Annotated in this window: 16 protein-coding genes and 1 tRNA gene; 9 read left to right on the top strand and 8 right to left on the bottom strand. The window is 58.7% G+C overall.

All coding sequences use genetic code 11. The features are described 5' to 3' along the window. Nucleotides 1-29: 29 nt before the first annotated feature. A complete protein-coding gene (mntR, locus tag JNM28_02325; GenBank protein MBL8067260.1) occupies nt 30-437 on the top strand; it encodes a manganese-binding transcriptional regulator MntR in 408 nt (135 codons plus the stop codon). A 60-nt stretch (nt 438-497) separates the two neighbouring features. After that, complete coding sequence (gene clpB, locus JNM28_02330) at nt 498-3074, top strand: ATP-dependent chaperone ClpB (GenBank protein MBL8067261.1); 2577 nt, start codon at nt 498-500, stop codon at nt 3072-3074. 72 nt (nt 3075-3146) lie between these two features. Here clpB and JNM28_02335 read toward each other — a convergent pair whose 3' ends face one another. The 5 genes from JNM28_02335 to JNM28_02355 are packed head-to-tail and all read right to left on the bottom strand — an operon-like array spanning nt 3147 to nt 8592. Further along, a complete protein-coding gene (locus tag JNM28_02335; protein MBL8067262.1) occupies nt 3147-4742 on the bottom strand; it encodes an MmgE/PrpD family protein in 1596 nt (531 codons plus the stop codon). Nucleotides 4743-4777: 35 nt separating this feature from the next. After that, complete coding sequence (locus JNM28_02340) at nt 4778-5839, bottom strand: RsmB/NOP family class I SAM-dependent RNA methyltransferase (protein ID MBL8067263.1); 1062 nt, start codon at nt 5837-5839, stop codon at nt 4778-4780. A 3-nt stretch (nt 5840-5842) separates the two neighbouring features. Continuing rightward, nucleotides 5843-6994 carry a PLP-dependent transferase gene (locus JNM28_02345; GenBank protein MBL8067264.1) on the bottom strand — a complete coding sequence of 384 codons (1152 nt, stop codon included), beginning with the start codon at nt 6992-6994 and terminating at the stop codon, nt 5843-5845. 50 nt (nt 6995-7044) lie between these two features. Continuing rightward, nucleotides 7045-8127, bottom strand: a complete 1083-nt coding sequence (locus JNM28_02350; GenBank protein ID MBL8067265.1) for a GNAT family N-acetyltransferase — start codon at nt 8125-8127, stop codon at nt 7045-7047. Continuing rightward, nucleotides 8128-8592, bottom strand: a complete 465-nt coding sequence (locus JNM28_02355; GenBank protein ID MBL8067266.1) for an Lrp/AsnC family transcriptional regulator — start codon at nt 8590-8592, stop codon at nt 8128-8130. It lies immediately after the preceding gene. A 95-nt stretch (nt 8593-8687) separates the two neighbouring features. Here JNM28_02355 and JNM28_02360 point away from each other — a divergent pair, with 95 nt between their 5' ends. The 3 genes from JNM28_02360 to JNM28_02370 all read left to right on the top strand — a co-directional run bounded on the left by JNM28_02360 (nt 8688) and on the right by JNM28_02370 (nt 11545). Continuing rightward, nucleotides 8688-10451, top strand: coding sequence for a M3 family oligoendopeptidase (locus JNM28_02360; GenBank protein MBL8067267.1), 1764 nt, complete (start codon nt 8688-8690; stop codon nt 10449-10451). 102 nt (nt 10452-10553) lie between these two features. Further along, the gene (locus JNM28_02365; GenBank protein ID MBL8067268.1) at nt 10554-11378 is read left to right on the top strand and encodes a prepilin-type N-terminal cleavage/methylation domain-containing protein; all 825 of its coding nucleotides are present in this window, start codon (nt 10554-10556) and stop codon (nt 11376-11378) included. Next, nucleotides 11363-11545, top strand: coding sequence for a hypothetical protein (locus JNM28_02370; GenBank protein ID MBL8067269.1), 183 nt, complete (start codon nt 11363-11365; stop codon nt 11543-11545). Before JNM28_02365 ends, JNM28_02370 begins: the two co-directional genes overlap by 16 nt. 47 nt (nt 11546-11592) lie before the next feature. On the opposite strand, the gene JNM28_02375 is transcribed toward JNM28_02370, so the two are convergent. Beyond that, the gene (locus tag JNM28_02375) at nt 11593-13740 is read right to left on the bottom strand and encodes a hypothetical protein (GenBank protein ID MBL8067270.1); all 2148 of its coding nucleotides are present in this window, start codon (nt 13738-13740) and stop codon (nt 11593-11595) included. A 75-nt stretch (nt 13741-13815) separates the two neighbouring features. On the opposite strand from JNM28_02375, the gene JNM28_02380 reads away from it, so the two are divergent. Beyond that, nucleotides 13816-13892, top strand: a tRNA-Met gene (locus JNM28_02380). 244 nt (nt 13893-14136) lie between these two features. Here the strand turns inward: JNM28_02380 and JNM28_02385 are convergent. Next, nucleotides 14137-17043, bottom strand: a complete 2907-nt coding sequence (locus JNM28_02385; GenBank protein ID MBL8067271.1) for a glycosyl hydrolase — start codon at nt 17041-17043, stop codon at nt 14137-14139. Between the two features lie 192 nt (nt 17044-17235). Between JNM28_02385 and JNM28_02390 the strand changes: the two genes are divergently transcribed. Both JNM28_02390 and JNM28_02395 read left to right on the top strand, forming a co-directional pair. Then, entirely contained in the window at nt 17236-18048 is an 813-nt protein-coding gene (locus JNM28_02390; GenBank protein ID MBL8067272.1) for a prepilin-type N-terminal cleavage/methylation domain-containing protein, read from the top strand. 115 nt (nt 18049-18163) lie between these two features. Continuing rightward, nucleotides 18164-18946, top strand: coding sequence for a hypothetical protein (locus JNM28_02395; GenBank protein ID MBL8067273.1), 783 nt, complete (start codon nt 18164-18166; stop codon nt 18944-18946). 15 nt (nt 18947-18961) lie between these two features. Here JNM28_02395 and JNM28_02400 read toward each other — a convergent pair whose 3' ends face one another. Then, nucleotides 18962-19834: an NAD+ synthase gene (locus JNM28_02400; protein MBL8067274.1), complete on the bottom strand. Its 873-nt coding sequence runs from the start codon at nt 19832-19834 to the stop codon at nt 18962-18964. 237 nt (nt 19835-20071) lie between these two features. Between JNM28_02400 and JNM28_02405 the strand changes: the two genes are divergently transcribed. Next, the gene (locus JNM28_02405; protein MBL8067275.1) at nt 20072-20293 is read left to right on the top strand and encodes a hypothetical protein; all 222 of its coding nucleotides are present in this window, start codon (nt 20072-20074) and stop codon (nt 20291-20293) included. Nucleotides 20294-20297 lie beyond the last annotated feature (4 nt).

The raw sequence follows: 20297 nt of genomic DNA on the forward strand, positions 1-20297 counted from the left end.
ACAGGCTATGTTCTGCTAAACTAGTTCCTGTGGCAAAAGAGCGCAACCCGTTTGCCCGGACAAGGCTTGACCACCAAACCGAGGTGGCCGAAGACTATGTCGAGTTGATCTACCGGCTCGGGCAACCTGAACCCGGCGGCCCGGTCCGCACCGTGGATCTCGTCCATGCTTTGGCGGTTTCCCAACCCACGGTCACAAAAGCCCTCGACCGCCTTCAACGCGAGGGACTTGTCACGGTCATTCCCCGCCAATCCGTCGCTCTCACCACCGCCGGCATCGCCTTGGCACAGGCTAGCCATGATCGGCATGAACTTATCCTCGAGTTCCTCGTTGCCATCGGTGTCCCAAAAGCCCAGGCCGAACTCGATACCGAAGGCATTGAGCACCACGTCAGCAGCGCCACGTTGGAGGCATTCCGCAAGTTTCTGGAGAAATAGTCCCCTCCCGGAAACCTACTACTGATCCATATACGTCATTTGAGTGTAAGAGACTCATATATGAGATTCGACAAGCTGACCATCAAGGCCCAAGAAGCTTTCCAAGCTGCACAGCAGGCCGCAACCGAATTCCAACAGCAATCCATCGAACCCGAACATATGCTGGTTGGGCTTCTGACGGATCGGGAAGGTATTGCCACTTCCCTGATCGAAAAAGCGGGGGCCAGCCCCGAGTCCGTCCTGAGTGAGGCCAGGGCCGCCTTGGGCCAAGCCGCCAAGGTCAGCGGCTCGGCCAACTACGGGGCCAGCGTGGGGTCGCGCACCCAAACCGCCTTCAACGCCGCATTCGATGCCGCCGGAAAGCTCGGCGACGAATATGTTTCTACCGACCACCTCCTCCTTGCCCTGGCCGACGACAAAGGCAACGCTGGACGCATCCTCAACGGCTCTGGGGCAACCAAAGACCGCCTGGCCAAAGCCCTAGAAGAAATCCGACAAGGCCGGCGCATCAGCGATCCCAATGCCGAAAGCAGCCTCCAGGCGCTGGAGAAATACGGAATCGACCTGACCGAGCGCGCCCGGCAAGGCAAACTCGACCCCGTCATTGGCCGCAACGAGGAAATCCGCCGGGTCATCCAAGTCCTCAGCCGCCGCACCAAAAACAACCCTGTCCTCATCGGCGAACCAGGCGTTGGCAAAACCGCCGTCGCCGAAGGCCTGGCCCAGCGAATTGTGGCCGGAGACGTCCCCGAGGGGCTGCGCGGCAAATCCGTCGTCGCCTTGGACATGGGGGCGTTGGTTGCCGGCGCCAAGTTCCGGGGCGAGTTCGAAGAGCGGCTCAAAGCCGTCCTTGATGAAATCAAGCAGGCGAACGGCCAAATCATCTTGTTCATCGACGAGATGCACACCCTCGTCGGAGCCGGCAAGGCCGAAGGATCACTGGATGCCGCCAACATGCTCAAACCAATGCTGGCCCGGGGCGAACTGCGGTGCGTCGGAGCGACTACCCTTAACGAATACCGGCTCTACGTGGAAAAGGACAAAGCCCTGGAGCGGCGGTTCCAAACCGTCATCGTCGATGAACCGACGGTTGGCGAAGCCATCAGCATCTTGCGGGGTCTCAAAGAACGGTACGAAATCCACCACGGCGTCCGAATCACCGACAGCGCCATTGTCGCAGCGGCCACTTTGAGCAACCGCTACATCACCGACCGGAAACTCCCCGACAAAGCCATCGACCTGATCGACGAAGCCGCATCGCGCCTCAAAATCGAAATCGATTCGGTTCCCCATGAACTGGACGTGCTCGAACGTCAGATGCGACAGCTCGAAATCGACCGGGAAGCCCTGAAGAAGGAAGAAGACGAGGCCAGCAAATCAAGGCTTTCTGAAACCGAGTCGCAACTCAGTGACCTTAAAGAACAGGCCGATGGCATGCGGGCCCGGTGGCAAGCCGAAAAGGACAAGATCGAATCCCTCCGAGAAACTAAGGAGAAAATCGAACAACTCCGCTCCGACCTCCAAGCCGCTGAACGCGATTCTGATTGGGGGCGGGCTGCGGAAATCCAGCATGGCCAACTCCCCAAGTTAGAAGCCGAACTTGCCGAAGCCACCGAGGCCGCCCAAAACAACCTCCTCAAAGAAGAAGTCACCGAGGAAGACATCGCCGCCATTGTCAGCCGCTGGACCGGTATCCCCATAGCCAAACTCATGGAAGGCGAGTTGCAAAAACTCGTCGAGATGGAGTCGTTCTTGCAAAAGCGCGTTGTTGGGCAAGATGAGGCGCTGACGATCCTCAGCGATGCCATCCGGCGCAACCGGGCGGGAATCAGCGACCCGAACCGGCCCATCGGGTCGTTCTTGTTCCTTGGCCCAACCGGGGTTGGAAAAACCGAGACCGCCAAGGCGTTGGCCGAACTGCTGTTTGATGACGAGCGCGCCATGGTTCGCATCGACATGAGCGAATATGGCGAAAAGCACTCTGTCGCGCGGCTCATCGGAGCCCCTCCCGGCTATGTGGGATATGAAGAAGGCGGCCAGCTCACCGAGATTGTCCGCCGCCGGCCCTACAGCGTCATCCTGCTCGACGAAGTGGAAAAGGCTCACCCGGATGTGTTCAACGTGCTTTTGCAGCTGTTGGATGATGGCCGGTTGACCGATGGCCAGGGGCGCACCGTGGACTTCAAGAACGCGGTGGTGATCCTCACCAGCAACATCGGCAGCCACTATTACGGCGACGGCTTTTTAGAAGGCGACAAATTCGAGGAGATCAAGGGCAAAGTGCTCGACGAACTGCGCTTGCACTTCCGGCCGGAGTTCATCAACCGATTAGATGACATCGTGGTTTTCCGGTCATTGGGTGTGGCGCAAATCAAACAGATTGTCGAAATCCAGTTGGCCTCGCTCGCCGACCGGCTAAAGGATCGCCGGATCACATTGGAACTCACCGATGCCGCCCGGACGCAGATCGCCACCGCCGGCTACGACCCGGTTTACGGGGCGCGCCCCCTCAAGCGTGCGATCCAGAAGGAGGTCTTGAACCCCCTGGCCATGCGGGTTTTGAGCGGGGAGATCCGCGACGGCTCGCACGTCGTGGCGGATTACGCGGATGGGCGGTTCACGTTCCGGGTGGAGTGACATCGTCTGACTCAGGAATTCAATGTTGGCTGGGCTACGTGGCAACGTAGCCCGGGCGGGACGCCTAACCCACTAGGCCTCGTACCCCTCGACCGCCCCTAGCTCGAAGTCGTACAAAGACGCCATGCCGAACCCATCCAAGTCAGCGATGCCTTCGAACCGTCCGACAAACTCGGCGACATCCGCCTCTTCCGGCAACGCCAACCGACCCAAAAGGGCCCACTTGTGCCGCAAGATGTCCCCCAAGTCAGCGGAGGTATTGCGGGCGTGGCCGGCCGGATACATCACCAGGCCAGATTCTTTGCCGTCGATTGAGATCGAGGTCGGGATCCCGTCCGGATACTTGGCGTCATAGTCGGGCCCCCCGTGCTGGAAGTCGATCCGTTGCATCAGGGCCCGCACTTCCGGATTGAAAATGGCCGAATCCGACTCTTGGTAATCCCACGGGTCAAGCATCAGCGCCTTCCAAATGGCATCGTGGTCGCCCGATGACACCGGCAGCCCTTCCCCGCTATACAAATCGCACGCCTTGCGCAAAAGGGTCGCCACGATGTAGGCCATCGAGTGGTCGGCGCTTTGGCGGGTCTTGGGCTCCTTCTTCATTGGGTTGCCGATGATGCCGAATGCCGGCTCGTAGGCAAGGATCGTGATTTTGCCAATGCCGCCCAGACCCTTGGCCAAGAGGTCGGGGTGGTTGGCAATCAAGTTGATCGCCCCTTGCAACGCTCCCGCCGATTGGTGTTCGTAGAGCCCCAACTTGAAGTGCATGCCCATTACGGCAAAATCGTCGCCACTGTGTGAAAGGATCAAATCGAACGGGGAATCCCCTTGCTCCTTCCAGCGCTCGGCGCCTTGGGTCGTGGGTTCAAAGAATCGCCAAATCGCCTCGGGGTTACGGAAGATGTCCCGGGGACCGCGGAACCCAGCCATCGACCGTTTCATGCAGACAATTGCGGCTTCGGTGCTGATGGCCGCGCTTGCCCCTTTGGAGTCGCTGAGTTGCTTGCCCGCGCGGATCGCCCGCCAGGGGATGTGGTGGGCCACAAACATGCCGATGGCACTTTCGATCTGCTCGGCATCCGCCCCCATCAGCGCGCCATAAACGGCCGCGCTCGCGATGGCCCCATGAACCACGTGGTCGATCTTGTAGGTTTTGAGGCTAAACACTTCGGCCAGCCGCCCCCGGATCTCGTCGAGCAGCACCATCGCCTTGAGGGCGGTTGCCCCGTCTAGCCCCTGTTGCTGGCACGCGGCAATCACCACCGGATAAAAATCGTTGTGGCCGAACTCGCCGGCAGTGTGCCCGGTCTCCGGCCGGAACCCGAAGTTGGTGCCGTTGCTATCCCACTCGCGCACCGCCGCCGAGTTAGCGAGAATCGCTTTTTCCGGCATCACCCCTTGGTTGCTACCAAACACCATCGCCGCGTGGCCGGGGTCGGCGCTTGGGTAGCCTAACGCCTCTTGCCGGAGGACTTTGGGGGCGTTGGTACCCATCGCCAGGGCGCTCACTCCGCACAGCACCGCATCGGTGTGGAACCACCGCACCCGCTCCAATACCTTTGCGCTCGGCCCCGGGCCAAGAGTTCCGGCCAGGAAGTCGATGGCAAACTGCCCGATCCCCAGGGCCTGGTTGGTGTCTTTGGCAAGCGTGACGGAGGTCGGACTCATGCCCCTGAGTTTAGCTCAGCGGGCCGTGCAGACTGTTAAGGGCGGCGGGCCAATAGACATGTGAAGCCGCCGACCCCCAGCCCCGCATGGGGCCACTCCCGGTATCCCGGGCCAAACGGGGATTTATACGGCGCATATGGCGCAAACTCCGCCTCGGCGAACCCAGGGTTGCGGGCCAGGAACCATTCAATCAGCCGTTCGTTTTCTTGCAAAGAGTATGTGCAGGTCGAATACATCAGCCATCCGCCGGGGGCAACCATCCGCGCCGATTCGCTGAGGATGCGGCGCTGGCGCATGGCGTTGCTTTCAACAGTGCGGGGGTTGAAGCAGCCCGGGTTTTCGCCGCCTTTGACGAGCACGCTCTGCCCGCTACACGGGGCATCGACGATGACGACATCGGCCTGGCCTTCGAACTCCTCAGCCAGCCGTCCGGGGTCGAGGTTGCGGGTTTCGGCAGCAATCCCACATCGCTCCAAGTTGGATTTGAGCATGCCGAGTCGCTTGCCGATCGCCTCGTTGCAAATGAGGATTCCCGGCCTTAGGATGGCATGGGCAAGCATAGACTTCCCACCGGGCGAGGCGCAGACGTCAATGACTAAAGTTTTCCCCCTGCAAACCCTTCCCAACCCCTGCCCAAGTCTGGGGAGGGAATCTTGGCCAGATTCACCTCTTTTTGCATCGGGGTTTGCCTCTCGCGCCAAACCCTCCCTACCCTCCCCAGACTTGGGGAGGGAATCTTGGTAATCACTTTCATCTTCTGGCCAAAAGCGGGAGTCCACCGCCTGAAAGCCGGCCAGCACCCCTTGCAAAATCCCGCCTTCGAAGACCGAACTCGGGTCAAGGGAATAAACGCGCCCGTCCGTATGCTCCGGCAGATCCCCCATGCGAACCGAGGCATCCACCAACTCGCAACAATCCGGCCACCAATCCGGCCCGCGCCCACCCACGGAACCTGACCGCCCTTGCGGCCACACCACCGCCCGATGGCGCGCAGGCATTCCGGAAAGGCAATCCAAGAATGCCTGGCGTGCAACAGGGTTGGGGAAAAGTGCTTCCGCCTGCTTGAGGGCAAATCGCCCGATCCCTTTCCCCACCACGGACTACATCTTATCCAACGCCTGAGCCAAGTCGGCAATCAGGTCGTCGGCATCTTCGATCCCGATGCTCGCCCGGACAAGGTTGTCGGTGATCCCAACCGCCTCCCGGACATCCTTGGGCATTTCGAAATGGGTCATCGTCGCCGGTTGCTCGATCAGGCTTTCCACACCCCCGAGGGAGACCGCTAAGGTGAACAATTCCGTCGAAGTCAGGAAGCGCTTTGCCTGCTCAAGGTCTCCTTTCAAATAAAACGAGACCATGCCCCCGAACCCCCGCATCTGCCGCTTGGCCAACCCATGGTGGGGCGAGGAAGGCAACCCCGGATACAGCACTTTTTCGATCTTCGGATGGCTCTCCAACCAAGTTGCCACTTTAAGGGCGTTTTCGGCATGTGCCCGCATCCGAACGCCCAGCGTTTTCATGCCACGGATCGCCAAAAAGCAATCAAACGGGGAACAGGTGGCCCCTACCGCGTTCTGCACGAATTTCAGCCGCTCATAGCAATCGGTGCGGTTGGTCATTATCGCTCCCATAATCACATCGCTGTGGCCGTTGAGGTACTTGGTCATGGAGTGCATCACAAAGTCGACACCAAAGCTGAGGGGCTGCTGGAAATAGCTGCTCATAAAGGTGTTGTCGATCGCTGTCCAGGTCCCCGCTTCTTTGGCGCAACGGACGACCATCTCGATATCGACCAGGTTTAAGAGCGGGTTGGTTGGCGATTCGAACCAAACCAGTTTCGTTTTTGTACGCGAGAGGGCTTCCTTCAGATTGGCTTCGGTGAGCTTGATAAACTCGAACGTCACCCCCCTGGTGGCCGCAACATCGGTCAAGTAGCGGTAAGTGCCCCCATAGATATCGTCGCCAGTGATGACGTGGTCGCCTGCCTCCAGCAAACCAAAAATGCAATCGACGGCTGCCATTCCGCTGGCAAAGGCTAACGCGTGTTCTGCCCCCTCGGCGGCCGCGAGCATTTTCTGCAAAACAGACCGCGTCGGGTTGTCGGTCCGCGTGTAATCGAACTCACGGTACACACCTGGGGCTTCTTGGGCAAAGGTGGACGATTGATAGACCGGCGGGCAGACGGCACCGGTCAATGGGCATGGTCGCGTACCCAGATAGACAAGCTCGGTGTCAAGCGAACGGGTGGGCATTCACTTATTGTGAAGAATCACGGCCGCAAGATGGCGAATCGGCCCAAGCTTCAAAAGAATTCCATGCAGCAAACCGGCATGGGGTTCAGGATCGTTTGCAAATAGCCCAAGGCGCGTTCATCCCCGCCCACTTCTCCCCACCGCACCATCTCGGCCAGGCTCGGCGACCCCATCACGGCCTGCGCAAGTTGCAGGCGGTTTAATTCCACTTTGGAACCGGTGCCAATGGTTTCACCCATGAACTCCAAGCTGAATTGGTTGAAATCTGCTCCCATCCTCGCGAGGGTTGTTTGGGCATCCACGATGGCAAACATGGTCGGTCGGTGCCGGACCATCTCGACATTCCCGTCCAAAAACCGGCGGGCAAATCCGCTCTCGGGCGGCTCGCTCCAAACCGCGTTCGACTTGTTGATCCCAAGGGTACGCATCAGGCCGAGCAACGCCTCGTAGCCCCGGGGTGTGGACCAAGCGATCTCGCCGATTTCCAAGTCGTTCCAAAATCCGTGGGGATTGCACCACAGGTAACCCTCGACCGGGTCACCAACCGCATAAATTTGGGGCGGCTTCTTCCCCAACCGGCGAACCCAATGCGGGCCAAACCGCGCACAGCTCCCGTTGAACCGCTTGGCAAACTTGACATAACACTCTTCGACACACCGGATATCCCCCGGCGCGACCTCGCGGACTGGCAGGGTGCATTCGCACTTGGGGAGTTGGTGGATCGGGCATTTGATTTGCCAGCGCCATCCACTGGCCTCAAAGCCCGATTTGCGATAGAACGGCTCGCGAAAAGCGTATAGGGTGGCAATTTGGTAGCCGGCCTCCCGGATAAGGCCCACCGTGGCGTCCATCATCGCTTGCCCGGTTCCGGAACCGCGGAATTCCGGCAGGGTTCCCACGGCGGCGATCCCGGCGCAATCCAAAACTTGCCCCCGGACGTAAGTTGGGTAATCGCAGACCACGGCGGCAAATGCGACCTGCCCATCGACCCGGCCAATCAAAAATCGCTGGAATTCTGCCGGAGTGCCCCAGTCATCGGCAAAGACTTCGGGGCTGTAAACCTTTTGCCAGACCCGTAGGCAGTCCAGGTACTCCCCCTTTTCGGCCCACTTCAGTTCTGAGGCTTGATCCACCTAGATTGGCAAGACCTCGGATTTTTTGTTCACGTTCAAAACAAAGCAGCTATGGATTTTGCCGACGACCTTGATCGCGGTGAGATGTTCTTTTACGATCCGCTCGTAGTCGTGCATATCTTTGGCGACGATTTTTAGCATAAAGTCATAGTCACCGCTGACGTGGTAGCACTCGAGGACTTCCGGGAGGTCGGAAATCGCGGCCAAAAACTGGTCGATCGGCTGGTCTTGATGCATCGAGAGGCTCACCTGGGCGATGATCACCAAGTTGAAGCCCAATTTCTCGGCGTCCAACACGGTGCAATAGCCGCGGATAAACCCTGAATTCTCCAGCTTGCGCACCCGTTGGAGCATCGAAGGCGGGGAAAGCCCAACCTTTCGTGCCAGGTCGGCATTCGAAATCCGCCCATCTTGTTGAAGCAAACGCAGGATTTGCCGATCTGCCTTATCTAGTCGTTCTTTCACGGTCGTTCCCTGAGAAACTATCCCCCTCAGTATAGAGGGACTTCGGCGTTAGGTACAAGTCTGGCACTATTCAAGGTTCCGGTCAAAATCAACAAATGGCATCCGTTGCAAATCCTGAGTTGAAATGGGATCTGACCCCGTTCTTCCCTTCCATCACAAGCCCAGAGTACCGGGATGCCGTGTCGGCGCTGCCCGCAACCATCGGCGGCTTGGAGCAAGGCCTCGCCGAACTTGCCTCAGGATGCACCGCGTCAAAGCTCGCCCGGTTCCTGGAATCCTATGATTCGTCATACCGCTCGATCTACCTCGTCGCGGCCTATACCAACCTGTCGCTTTCGACCGATGCGAACGACCAAGACGCCCAAAAGGCGCACGGCGCGCTGCAACCGCTTATGGTTCGGCTTGGCAAATTCGGCAAATCCTTCGATGCCTTAATCGGTTCGCTCGATCCTTCGGTTTGGGAATCGGATGAGGGATTGGCCGATTTCCGATTCGTCCTCGGCCGTATCCATCAGGCGGCGGCCCACCTGCTGAGCCCGGAGATGGAGGACTTGGCCGCAGACCTTGCCGACTCGGGGAACAACGCCTGGGGCAAGCTCTATGACGATTTCTCATCCAACATCCAAGCGGAGGTCAACGGCAAATCCATGTCCGTCAGCGCCATCCGCGGATTGGCGTATTCGGAAGATGCCGATATCCGCCGCCGGGCCCACGAAGCCGAGCTTCAGGCATGGAAAGTCAACGAAATCCCCCTTGCGGCAGCCATGAACGCTATCAAGGGCGAAGGCAACACGCTTGCCCAACGCCGGAACTGGCCAGACCTCATCGACGAATCGTTGTTCCGCGCAAACATGGACCGGGCTAGTTTGGAAGCCATGCTTGAAGCTGCCCGGGAATCGTTCCCCCACTGGCGGCGCTATCTCAAGGCTAAGGCCGGATTGCTCGGCCACACTTCCGGATTGCCCTTTTATGACCTATTCGCCCCGGTCGGCGACTCCAAAGCTTGGAGCTGGACGGAAGCTGAAGATTTTGTCGAAGATGGCTTCAGGAGCTTCAGCGACAAACTCGCCGACTTTGCCCGCCACTCGTTCGACCATTCCTGGCACGACGTCTATCCCAAACAAGGCAAACGGGACGGGGCGTTTTGCGCCGGCGTAACTCCTGGGGTCAGCCGGATGCTCTACAATTTTAAAGAGTCTTTCAACGGCGCATCCACACTCGCGCACGAACTTGGGCACGCCTACCACAACTTGTGCCTCAAGGACCGTCATGCCATTCAAAAGCGGACGCCCATGACCCTGGCCGAAACTGCCAGCATCTTCTGCGAAACCATCATCAAACGCCGCGCCATCGCAGAATCATCGGGCGGCGAAAAGCTCGCCATCCTAGAAGCGTCACTCCAAGGCAGTTGCCAAACCGTTGTCGACATCACCAGCCGGTACATCTTCGAATCCGAAGTCGTCAAGCGGAGGAAGGAGCGCGCCCTCACACCGGCCGAACTGTGCTCGATCATGGAAGAAGCCCAAACTGCCACCTATGGCGATGGGCTCGACCCCCAAAAACTTCACCCGTACATGTGGGCCGCCAAGCCCCACTACTACAGCGACCGGGCGTTCTACAACTTCCCTTATATGTTCGGCTTGTTGTTCTCCTTGGGCCTCTACCGGGTTTACGAGGAGTCGCCGAATGGTTTCCACGACCGGTATGACAGCCTCTTGTCCCGGACGGGGATGGGCATGGCTGCCGACCTGACTCAAGAATTCGGGATCGACATCGGTGACAAGGCGTTTTGGCAAGGGTCGCTGGCTGTGTTGATCGAAGACATCGACATCTTCTGCTCCTTGGCGAGTCAAAGCTAGTCATTGTTTTGGGTGGCTCCCAGTCTTAACACGATCCTAACTGAACCATAAAGCACCGTTAATCAATTCGGTTCAAGTTTTAGACTTGGAGTTGTCCAAGCTATGAAACGCGCCTTCACATTGATTGAGCTTCTGGTCGTCATCGCGATCATTGCGATCCTGGCCGCCATCCTGTTCCCGGTGTTTGCCCAGGCCAAACAGTCCGCCAAGAAAACGGCCTCGTTGAGCGGCTTGAAGCAGATCAGCCTTGGATTGCAGATCTACAGTGCCGACTACGACGACAAAACGGTGTTCGAATACGGCACGGACTATTTGAACCACGACACTTGGGTTGGCGACATCTATCCTTATGTCAAGAACCGCTCGATCTTCTTCGACAAAACCATTGCGGAACCGCAAGCCTCCAACGACCCGGTTCTTGGCGAGGTTTATCCGGATCCGTTCTATCCGGGCTATTACTACCGCTGGGAGTGGATCACCAACTTCTCGCTCAACACCGATGGATATTCCCGCTACTGGGGAGGCACCAGCTGCACCAACGCTTATGCTGGTTCGAGCAATGTCCGCAGCCTGAGCGCCTTTGAGGACATCTCGAAGCGGCTCGCCGTCTCCCCGATGCGCTATGCCAACCTGCCCTACGGTTGGATGCGCTTCTACGGCTATGACGCCGCATGGCCGACCATGGACCGGTACGCCACTGGTTGGAGCTGGAACCAACTCATTTGGGATACCCGCCGCGAATATGGCAACCGCTTCTTTGGCGCTTTTGCCGACGGCCACGCCGGCAAGTACGGCAAAGAAAAGTTCGTCGCCTATTACGCCGACACGCCATCCCAAAATGAGGCGAACACCACGGCTGAGTTCTGCGCCGCGATGGACAAAAACGACCGCTGGCTGCACTGGGGCAAACCTTGGTCTGGCGACTAGTTGTTGCCGGACTGGCGGTTGCCGCCGGTTTGGCTGCGTGCGCTCCGGCCGAAGACCCGGACATGCACCTCAACGCCAAATCCATGAGCAGCCAAGAACAAAAGCAGATCGACGACAAGAGGTACGACCCTCAAACCCGCGAGATGCTCAACAACCGGCCCCGGTAAGGCCGATCAGCCACCTCCCCAACCTGGGGAGGTGGCCTTGTTTATGGCTACTTTGTGGTCACTACCAACGGTCCGGTGGTTCGGGGCAACGTCCTACCTGTCAGGAACCGTCCGTAATCGTCTACCAGCGCCAAGTTGGAGATCCCTGTGTCCGGCCCGTATTTCGTCTTCCCTGCCCGCAGCAGTACCCACTTGCCACCCCCCAGATCGACGGTCGCCAAGACTGCGCCATGGTTCAAATCAATTGAGACCCCGTTCCATTGCGCTTTGCCGCCAGAAAACTTGACACCCGCCTTAGCCCACAACTTGGCGGATTGGGGGATCTCGGCCGGCGTGCCGACGAGCATGGCGTTGCCCAGGTCTTCGGGAACCTTCTCCACCCGGTTCCGGGATTCCAGAATGTTCTTTGGATCGAACACCTGTCGGCCCCGCTCCGTCTCGGAAATCCGCTCAGCCGCCTTCGGGCGGCGTGGTTGCATCAACCGGTCATAAGGGTCGAAGGAGATCATTTGAACAGCCCCCTTTGCCGGAAGCGTGACAACGCATTCGCCTCCTGCATCCGGTAGGACATCGACCGCGCCTTGGTGCCAGCCGGAAGCGTCGGACAGGGCATACTCCAACTTCAACCGGTAGTAGGGTTGCTTTTGGCTGATCTTGATCTTCACTTGCGATCCCGCCTGCGACGGCGTTCCGACGGCCAGGACGGGCCAACCTTTGCCCCGGATCCATTGGTCAAAAAACCACTTCCACTCGGGCCCGCAGGCCCGTTCAAACTGGGGCCAACCTTCGGGTTCGCCTTCGGGGCGGTTCGCCAGCCAACTTTTCAGGATCGCCATCAGTTTCGCGGTTCCCATTTCCAATTCAAGTTGCTGCAACACATCTCCGCCCTTGCCATATCCCAGGGCGTTGGCGGCATTCCCGTTGTCGGAGCCCGTGTCCCAGGCGGCGAATTGCTGGTAGACGGGGCTGCTGTTGGCTGAGCTCACAAAGGCCAGACGCTTGGCCATTTTGTCCCCGATTGCCCCTTCCCGGCGGTAAAGGCCCTCGCTGAAAACGGCGAAACTCTCGTTCCAAAACGAATCCAGATACGTGTTGGGCAATATGCCTCCCCACCAGGTGTGGCTCGGTTCATGAGGGTCTTCGGCCGGGAGCCAACCGGTGCCGTAAGTTGCATAGCTGTAAGCTTCCAATGCGCCACCGCCGTAAAGCCTGGTGTCCACGGCGCCATAGGTCGAATACGGGTGTTTGCGCAGAGTGCTAAAGAATTGAATGATCGGCGGGATGTATTCCAGCTGGTCGTCCATCTGTTCAACGCTGAGTTCCCGGCTGGCAACAAAGTAAGTGATGTCGCCGACTTTCTTCTCCCGGTAGAGGAATTTCCCGGCGCTCAAACTCATGTAGCTCACCGGGAGGTTGTTTTCAAAGGTCACAACCCGTTCGTCGCCGATCCGGTCGGCGAGTTTTTCCCCCTGAGCAACCACCGTCCACCCTTTTGGGACGTGGGTCGTCGTCGTCAACTTCATCGGCAGCCTAGCAATGTGGGGCCACCAATAGTCGTTTGTCAGCATGACCTCGTCATCAACGATCGCGCCAGCAAACCGCGGGCGGTTCACGGTGCCTTGATAGACCAACTGATAGGTGAATTGGGAATCTCCGGGGGTTGGCAGGCTAATGATGCCTCCGGCCTGCCGGAAAGGAACCCGTTCCCCTTTCGCATCAAACACCGAAGCGACGGTGTAGTTGTCGCCCAACCGGATGAAGAAGGCTTTGCCCGCCGACGCAGATTTTTCGCATTCGACACGGGCAGCGATGCTCGCCGATTTTTGGGGGATGTCGAACCGGATTTCCAAAGTGGCCTTGCGGATTTTCACGCCGCGGGCATCCCGCTCGTGAACCAGTGAAACCAAAGTTTCTCCATCCCATTCAAAGACCTGCTCCCCAATGTCCTGCGTGGTCAGCGCACTTGAAAAGACGATGTATTTCTTACCGGTTTCCGGTTCATTTAGTTCAAGGGCGTGCCAGCCCGTCCGCCCCACACCGAATGCGCCGGATCCCTTGAGGAAGCTGAACTTGCCGGCCAAGGCCGGCGACGCATGCGCCTCGATAGCGGCAGAATCCCGGGCTTGGGCCCATGCATCGAATTCGGCCGGCCCAACCGCGAGGAAGGACAGATAGGCAGCGAAAAGGCCAGTCATCGACGCATTGTACGGCACGACCCATGCGGTTGCGCGACGTCTCGCCAAATCCGCCATAATAACAACCCGTAGCGTGGCGACGTAGCTCAGTTGGTTAGAGCGAACGGTTCATACCCGTTAGGTCCCCAGTTCAAGTCTGGGCGTCGCTACCATCCACTGCTTTTCAATTCCCAGGTGGGTAATTTTCTAAAAAAGTGTTTGGCCAGTGCCCGGATTTGCCCTATACTCTGGGGGATCGTTCCTCCAAACCGATCACCCGTACATCAAGTGCCATTCAACACCCCGGCTCCGGCCGGGGTTTTTTGCTATTGAGATCGAACTGGCTTTCCCCAAACCCGAAACGGAACCCGCCGGCAATCCTTGATCTTTGCCAGCGGGATCCTCCCGTTCAGGGCCCTACCGGATCGCCACGTCTTGTTCGAACTTCTTGCCGCCGACTTCCAGCACCAACTTGTAATCTCCCTTGGCCACATATTGAGCCCGGCGGGCCGCGTAGGGGTCGTTGAGTGCGGTTTTGGGGTCGTTCGGGTCGCCGTTGACGGGCGGGGCCTTCGGGTCGCCCGCTTTAAGCAACAAGTTCACATTCATGAAGTTGTAGCCTTTAACCACATCGACCCGTTTGGAAACCACGTCCTTGCCGTCTTTGTCCACCAGCCGCAAAACGCCAGGGCCCGAAACCGTCGTCCACACCTCGGTTGACACCAGTTGATCTTGGTATGTGTCGTCGGCATACTCCGGCGATCGGCGGTAAGGCCAGCGATCCCGGCCAGAAGGCACGGACAGGTCAAAGGAATGGAATTCCTTCTCCATGATCTCCTTGGTCAGTTTGTGGATCGGCTTGGTGCTCACCGCCCAGACAGACCGGGCGTGACTGGCCACGACGATCTCTTCGGCCTTGTCTTGGACCGCGATGTCATGAACGGGGGTATTCGGGATCCCCGACCCGTAGGCCATCCAACTCGACCCTCGATCCAGAGAGACATAGACGCCCATATCCGTGCCCACATAAAGGACATCTTCGTTCCGCGGATCCTCCCGAATCGTGTTCACCGGTTCGAACGGCAGGTTTGCCGCGATGGAGCGCCAGGTATGGCCGTTGTCTTCGCTCACCCAGACATAAGGTGTCCATTCATCTTGGCGGTAACCGTTTTGGGTGCAATAGATCCGGTTGTCTTTGTGAACGCTGGCGATCACACGGGTCACCCAGCGATCCGGGGCCGGAGTTGAGATGTCTTCCCAAGTCAAGCCGGTATCGGGCGTGAACTTCAACGAACCGTCATCCGCGCCGGCATAGATCTTCCCAAACCGGAACGGGCTCTCGGCGATTGAGGTCAACGTGCTGAATGGCACGTCGCCATTCGGCAGATTTTTCGTCAGGTCGCCGCTGATCGCTTCCCAAGTTTTGCCCTGGTCAAACGAGCGGTGGAGTCGCTGGCTCCCCACATAGATAATGTCTGGCTGGAACTTGCTGATCAGGATCGGCGCAAGCCAGTTGAACCGGAGCGGGTCTTGGCCCTGGACATCCCTGGGACGGATTCCCCGGCGTGCCCCGGAAACGAGGTCGAAGAAGTAGAACGCACCGAATTGGCTCGCACCATATCCCGAATCCCCATCGCCACGGGGGTCGATCGCCACCGCGCTGCCGTCGCCGCCCCCGATGTCCGTCCACGAATCCGGGTCGCTGAAACCAGGTCGATAGCTGCTTGGCCCTTTCATCGTCCCGTTGTCTTGCAGGCCGCCAAAAATGTTATAAGGAGTCTTGTTGTCCACGGCAATCGTCGTGAACTGGCCCACCGGGATGTTGTTCCAATGGGTCCAGGTTTTGGCACCGTCGAAGCTGGCATAGATCCCGCCATCATTGCCGTTGAGCATGAAGTCGGGATTTTCGGGGTCGATCCACAACGCGTGGTGGTCAACGTGGTTTCGCCTTCCCACTGATTCCCACGAATCGCCGCCATGCGCAGACTTCAGCAAGAGCAGGCCCAAGGTGTAAACCTCCATCGGGTCTTTGGGACTCACCACCACTTCGTTCCAGTAGTAGCCCCCATGATCGCCCAGGTCTTGCCGAGTTTCTATCCAATGTTTGCCGGCATCGTCGCTCCGCCACACTTGAGCCTGGTTCACATCTTGGTCAAAAACGTTGGGATCTCGTTTAAGCATCAAGTCGGCGAGTCCCTCTTTGGAGAGTTCCCCCTGCACCACCGCTTTGGCGACGTCATCGGGCTTTGAATCTTGTGGCAAATACGGCCTCAAAAACCGGCTGAGCTCCTTTTCATCCAGCTTGCGGATCGCTTCCGCCGACATCCGGCGGAACCGGTTCAAGGTCAAGGTGGCGTCCGGTTGGTATTCGTCCTTGTCGCCTGTGCCTTCATCTCCCCCTTGGTTGTCGATGAAGACATAAACCGTGTCGGGGCGGCTCGGAGCGACCGCCAACGCCGCCCGGCCCATGGCCTCGCCATTTGGGAGCCCGGCCATCTTGGTCCAGGTCTTTCCGCTATCCGCCGATTTGTAGACCGCGCTTCCCGGGCCAGATTCAAGCATGTTCCAAGCGCGGCGGTCGCGTTCCCACATCGAAGCGTAAATCACCCCGTTGCCCCGGGGGTCGAGGACAACATCTTTGCAGCCCGTACGGTCATCGCCTTTCAAGATACACGTCCACGATTTTCCGCCGTCGGTAGTTCGGTAAAGCCCGCGTTCCCCTCCTTGGCTGTAAAGCGGCCCAAGCGCCGCTACGTAAACGGTGTCCGGATTTTTGGGGTCGATGACCACCCGGCCGATGTGGTGGCTCTCGGTGAGGCCGACGTTTTTCCACGAATTGCCGCCGTCCCGGCTGACAAAGACCCCGGTGCCCGCATAACTGGTTCGCTGGCTGTTGGCTTCGCCGCTCCCGACCCAAATCGTTTTTCCATCGGGGCTGATGTCGAAATCGCCGATCCCATAGGCACTCTGGTTGTCAAAGATCGGCGTCCACGATTGCCCGAGGTTCTCGGTTGTCCACAGGCCCCCGGTGGCAAAGGCGACAAAAATCTTCTTCTTCGCCTTTTGCGCCACCGCGATATCGACCACTCGGCCCCCTTGGACTTCCGGCCCGACGTTGCGCCAGGAGATTTGCTGGAAAATGGACGACCCCAGCATTTGGACTCGCTGGTCGAATGCGCTCAAGCGAACCGACATTGGCATCGCATGGACATCGGGTTTGTGGAACCGATCCCTTTCGTCCGTTTTTGGGGGCAAGGGCCGGAATCCCATCGGATCCTGCTGGATATGGTTGAGCGCGATGAAAAACGCGGCGGCAAGAGCCATAACGCCCATTATCCCACTGGCCGGACTCCGGAATGCAAAGCCGGCGTCCTAGTCAAGCGCAATCATCCTAGTCAACAGCCGACTCGGAGCGATCAGATTTCCGTTGGTTTCAGTTCAAATTGCCAGCAAAATGGTCAACAGGCCGTCAAGTTTCCCATCGGGACATTCACCGCCGAAACTCAACATGAATTCATGCGGCGCGCATTCACCCTGATCGAACTCCTTGTTGCCATCGCGATCATTGCGATCCTGGCGGCCATCCTCTTCCCGGTCTTCGCCCAGGCCAAACGTGCCGCGAAGAAGACGGCGAGTCTGAGCAACGTCAAACAAATCGGAACGGCGGCTCAGCTTTACATGGGTGACTACGACGATATGACCCCGCCCGTCTTTTGGTACGATCCGAACGCTGCAGATTTTCCCAGCAGCTACGGGTTCCACTATTATCCGCTTTTGATGCTTCCCTACACCAAGAGCGAAAGACTCTTCCTTTGCCCGGCCGACACCGCGTCCGATCCGACGATGGCGGACTCCAAAGGCCGGGGGAGATTTGACCCCGAAAACGACCTCTACGACTATTTCTTGGGGGCCAACCCCAGCTATGGCTACAACTACCGGTATTTGAACACCTACCTGGGTACTGCCACGATTCAAGGAATGCCGACCCGCATGTTCAGCGGAGTGTCTGCCACATCCATTGGCGACACCGCCCAAACCGTGATGTTTGCCGAAGCGACTATGAAAAACCTGCGGGGCGTGACGGCCCCGGTCGGCTATGCCCTCATCGAACCGCCTTTTGCGATCGCCCAGGTCGGATATCCGGGCTGGACGGGCAGTTTCCCCGACGCCCGATCACAGGGCCAGCTCTGGGGGAGGTTCGACAAAAACGCGGTGCTCGTCGCTTGGTTGGACGGCCACGCCAAAAACACCCGGATCGCCACCCTGAAAGCGCCCGGAGACAACGAGGAATCCGTCAACAAGTTCTGGAACGGCAAAGCAGGCGGATAGCCATAACCTTCATTTGAACTTCTTTGTAATGCCCAGGGGCGTACCCCCGTCAATCCCCTTGAGGACAGACATGGGACGCTCTGGGATCTGCCACCTGATTTGTTGTTGCACAGTAATGGCGGGGGCCGCCGCTGCCCCCGCGGCCGACTTCTATACTGAGGTCGTCGATCAGATGAACCGGATGTTCGGGGGTCTTGGCGGGCTCAAAGAAAACGGGACGTTCCTGAACCCGCTACGGGTAGGACAACTCCGCGTCTTCAAACGCGAAGGGGGAACGCTGATCCCATTGCAAAGGAACCCCAACGACTTCCGCACCGCCGAACTCCAGGCCGACCCGCTCAGTTGGGTCTCGCCACCGAACCTCCCCGCCGTCCGCGCCGAACTCGTCCGCGAACAACGCCTGGGGCCGGGCAAAGTCGATTTCTGCCGGGAGAACACCAACGAACGGCGGCTTGACGGAATCCTCCAGTCCCTGGCCCGGATCTTGGACATCGATATCGCCTCCAAAAACACCTCCGGTTTTAAATTGGCCGTGTCATGGGATGACATGGTCTTGGAGGAATTTGTCCCCAATTTTTTGACCCGGGTCACAGAAGACCTCCGACGCCAGGGGCAAGACCCTTATCAATACTTCCGGGGAGTCGATTCCACCCACGAAAGCTGGATGGTGACAAAAACCCTGACCGTCACCGGGCTCACCGTCAAAGTCGCATCGGACAACCCGTCCAACCACGTCGACTTGCATTTCCGCAACATCGTGAGTTTCGGCCGGACTCATTCGACCGACGGGGCCTTCTGTTTCGAATTCTCAACCCCGGTGACCGTCGCCAGCTCAGCGGTTAACGTGTCGCGGGGGAGCATTTACAAATACGCCGGGTTGCCCATGCCCCAGCGGTAAGGCGCATCGCCCGGTTCAAACCCCGCCCCGGTAATCGACAGGGCGCAGGTAGTACTCGTTGATCGAAGTTGTGCTTACCATGGCAACGGTTGAGAGTTTGCGCTTCCAGTGGGTGCCGGCCACTTTGGCAGAGACCAGTTCGATGTCCCGCCGAGAATAGCCCATGCGTTCCAGCCGGTCGGCCGGAACGCGGCGCATCAAAAGCACCAATATCTCGTCCGCAAGGGCATAAGTGATCCCAAAATCGCCTTCGTCGGTCTGCCCCGCAATCAAATCGGCCGTTGGGGCCTTTTCGCAAATGGCCGCGGGCACGCCCAAATACCTCGCCAGTTCGAACACTTGCGACTTGTAAAGGTCGCCCAAGGGGTTGATGGGGGGCGCATCGTCACCATGCCACGTGAAATAGCCGAACATGCGTTCGGTTTTGTTGCCGGTTCCGAGCGGGATCGCGCCCAGCCTCGCCCCTTGGTCATAAAGGATCGTCATTCGGGCGCGGGCGCAGACATTCCCCAACCGGTGAGGGGTCATTTCCACTCCATCGGCCAATGCGTACCCATCGACCATCGCCGTGATCCCGATTGTTTGGGCGGGAACCCCCAATTGATCGATCACCGCTTGGGCGTCGTCCAAGGAGGATTGGGAACTGATCTTGTAAGGCATGCGCACCACATGCACGTTTTCCGCCCCCAACGCCCGGACGGCAAGGAACGTGGTCACTGCAGAATCCACGCCGCCGCTCAGGCCGACCACCGCTTTGTGCGCCTTGCGCTGGCAAACCAACTCCTCCCGGAGGAAACCGGTGAGGAACTCGGCCAACAGGGCCGGATTAACATCCAAAAGGGCACGGGCCGGACTGATCCCCTCCCCGCGCACAACCGGCAAAGGCATTGCAGAATTTTACTGCTGAAATCGAGGGGGGCCCGATGCAGGGCAGTTCTGGGCCGAGCTTTGGCGGGACTGAGCGGTCGGCCGGCGCTTCCAAAGGCACCGTCGGACACCGCCCTCTGAATGTAGGCAAACTCCTGCAACGCGTCCAAAACTCCAAAGATCCGCAAGCCGCAAGGAGTCCCAAACCCGCAACCCCCCTCCTGCCTCAACCGTCTCTGCCCATACAGGGGTCGCACCATGAACAGAAACTCCGTCGCCAAAACCATTTTCATCGCAATCGCCGTGGTCATCGGGGCATTCATCGGCATCAAGTTGGTCGGCGGGCTTGCCCTGGGTTTGCTGGGGTTGTTGGTGAAGTTGGCCATCCCCGCGGCCGTCGTTTTGGGCATCCTCTACGTGGTTTACCGGTTCACCGGAGGTGACAAATCGTTGCCCGGTTCAAACCGCCGCCTCCCGTGAATGC

Source organism: Armatimonadota bacterium (assembly GCA_016789105.1).
Taxonomy (GTDB): Bacteria; Armatimonadota; Fimbriimonadia; order Fimbriimonadales; family Fimbriimonadaceae; genus UphvI-Ar2.

Coding starts and splice junctions, on each gene's coding strand:
- JNM28_02335 (MBL8067262.1), bottom strand. CDS start 4,742: ATGAGTCCGACCTCCGTCACGCTTGCCAAAGACACCAACCAGGCCCTG.
- JNM28_02345 (MBL8067264.1), bottom strand. CDS start 6,994: ATGCCCACCCGTTCGCTTGACACCGAGCTTGTCTATCTGGGTACGCGA.
- JNM28_02390 (MBL8067272.1), top strand. CDS start 17,236: ATGCGGCGCGCATTCACCCTGATCGAACTCCTTGTTGCCATCGCGATC.
- clpB (MBL8067261.1), top strand. CDS start 498: ATGAGATTCGACAAGCTGACCATCAAGGCCCAAGAAGCTTTCCAAGCT.
- JNM28_02400 (MBL8067274.1), bottom strand. CDS start 19,834: ATGCCTTTGCCGGTTGTGCGCGGGGAGGGGATCAGTCCGGCCCGTGCC.
- JNM28_02395 (MBL8067273.1), top strand. CDS start 18,164: ATGGCGGGGGCCGCCGCTGCCCCCGCGGCCGACTTCTATACTGAGGTC.
- JNM28_02375 (MBL8067270.1), bottom strand. CDS start 13,740: ATGACTGGCCTTTTCGCTGCCTATCTGTCCTTCCTCGCGGTTGGGCCG.
- JNM28_02385 (MBL8067271.1), bottom strand. CDS start 17,043: ATGGCTCTTGCCGCCGCGTTTTTCATCGCGCTCAACCATATCCAGCAG.
- JNM28_02360 (MBL8067267.1), top strand. CDS start 8,688: ATGGCATCCGTTGCAAATCCTGAGTTGAAATGGGATCTGACCCCGTTC.
- JNM28_02405 (MBL8067275.1), top strand. CDS start 20,072: ATGAACAGAAACTCCGTCGCCAAAACCATTTTCATCGCAATCGCCGTG.
- JNM28_02365 (MBL8067268.1), top strand. CDS start 10,554: ATGAAACGCGCCTTCACATTGATTGAGCTTCTGGTCGTCATCGCGATC.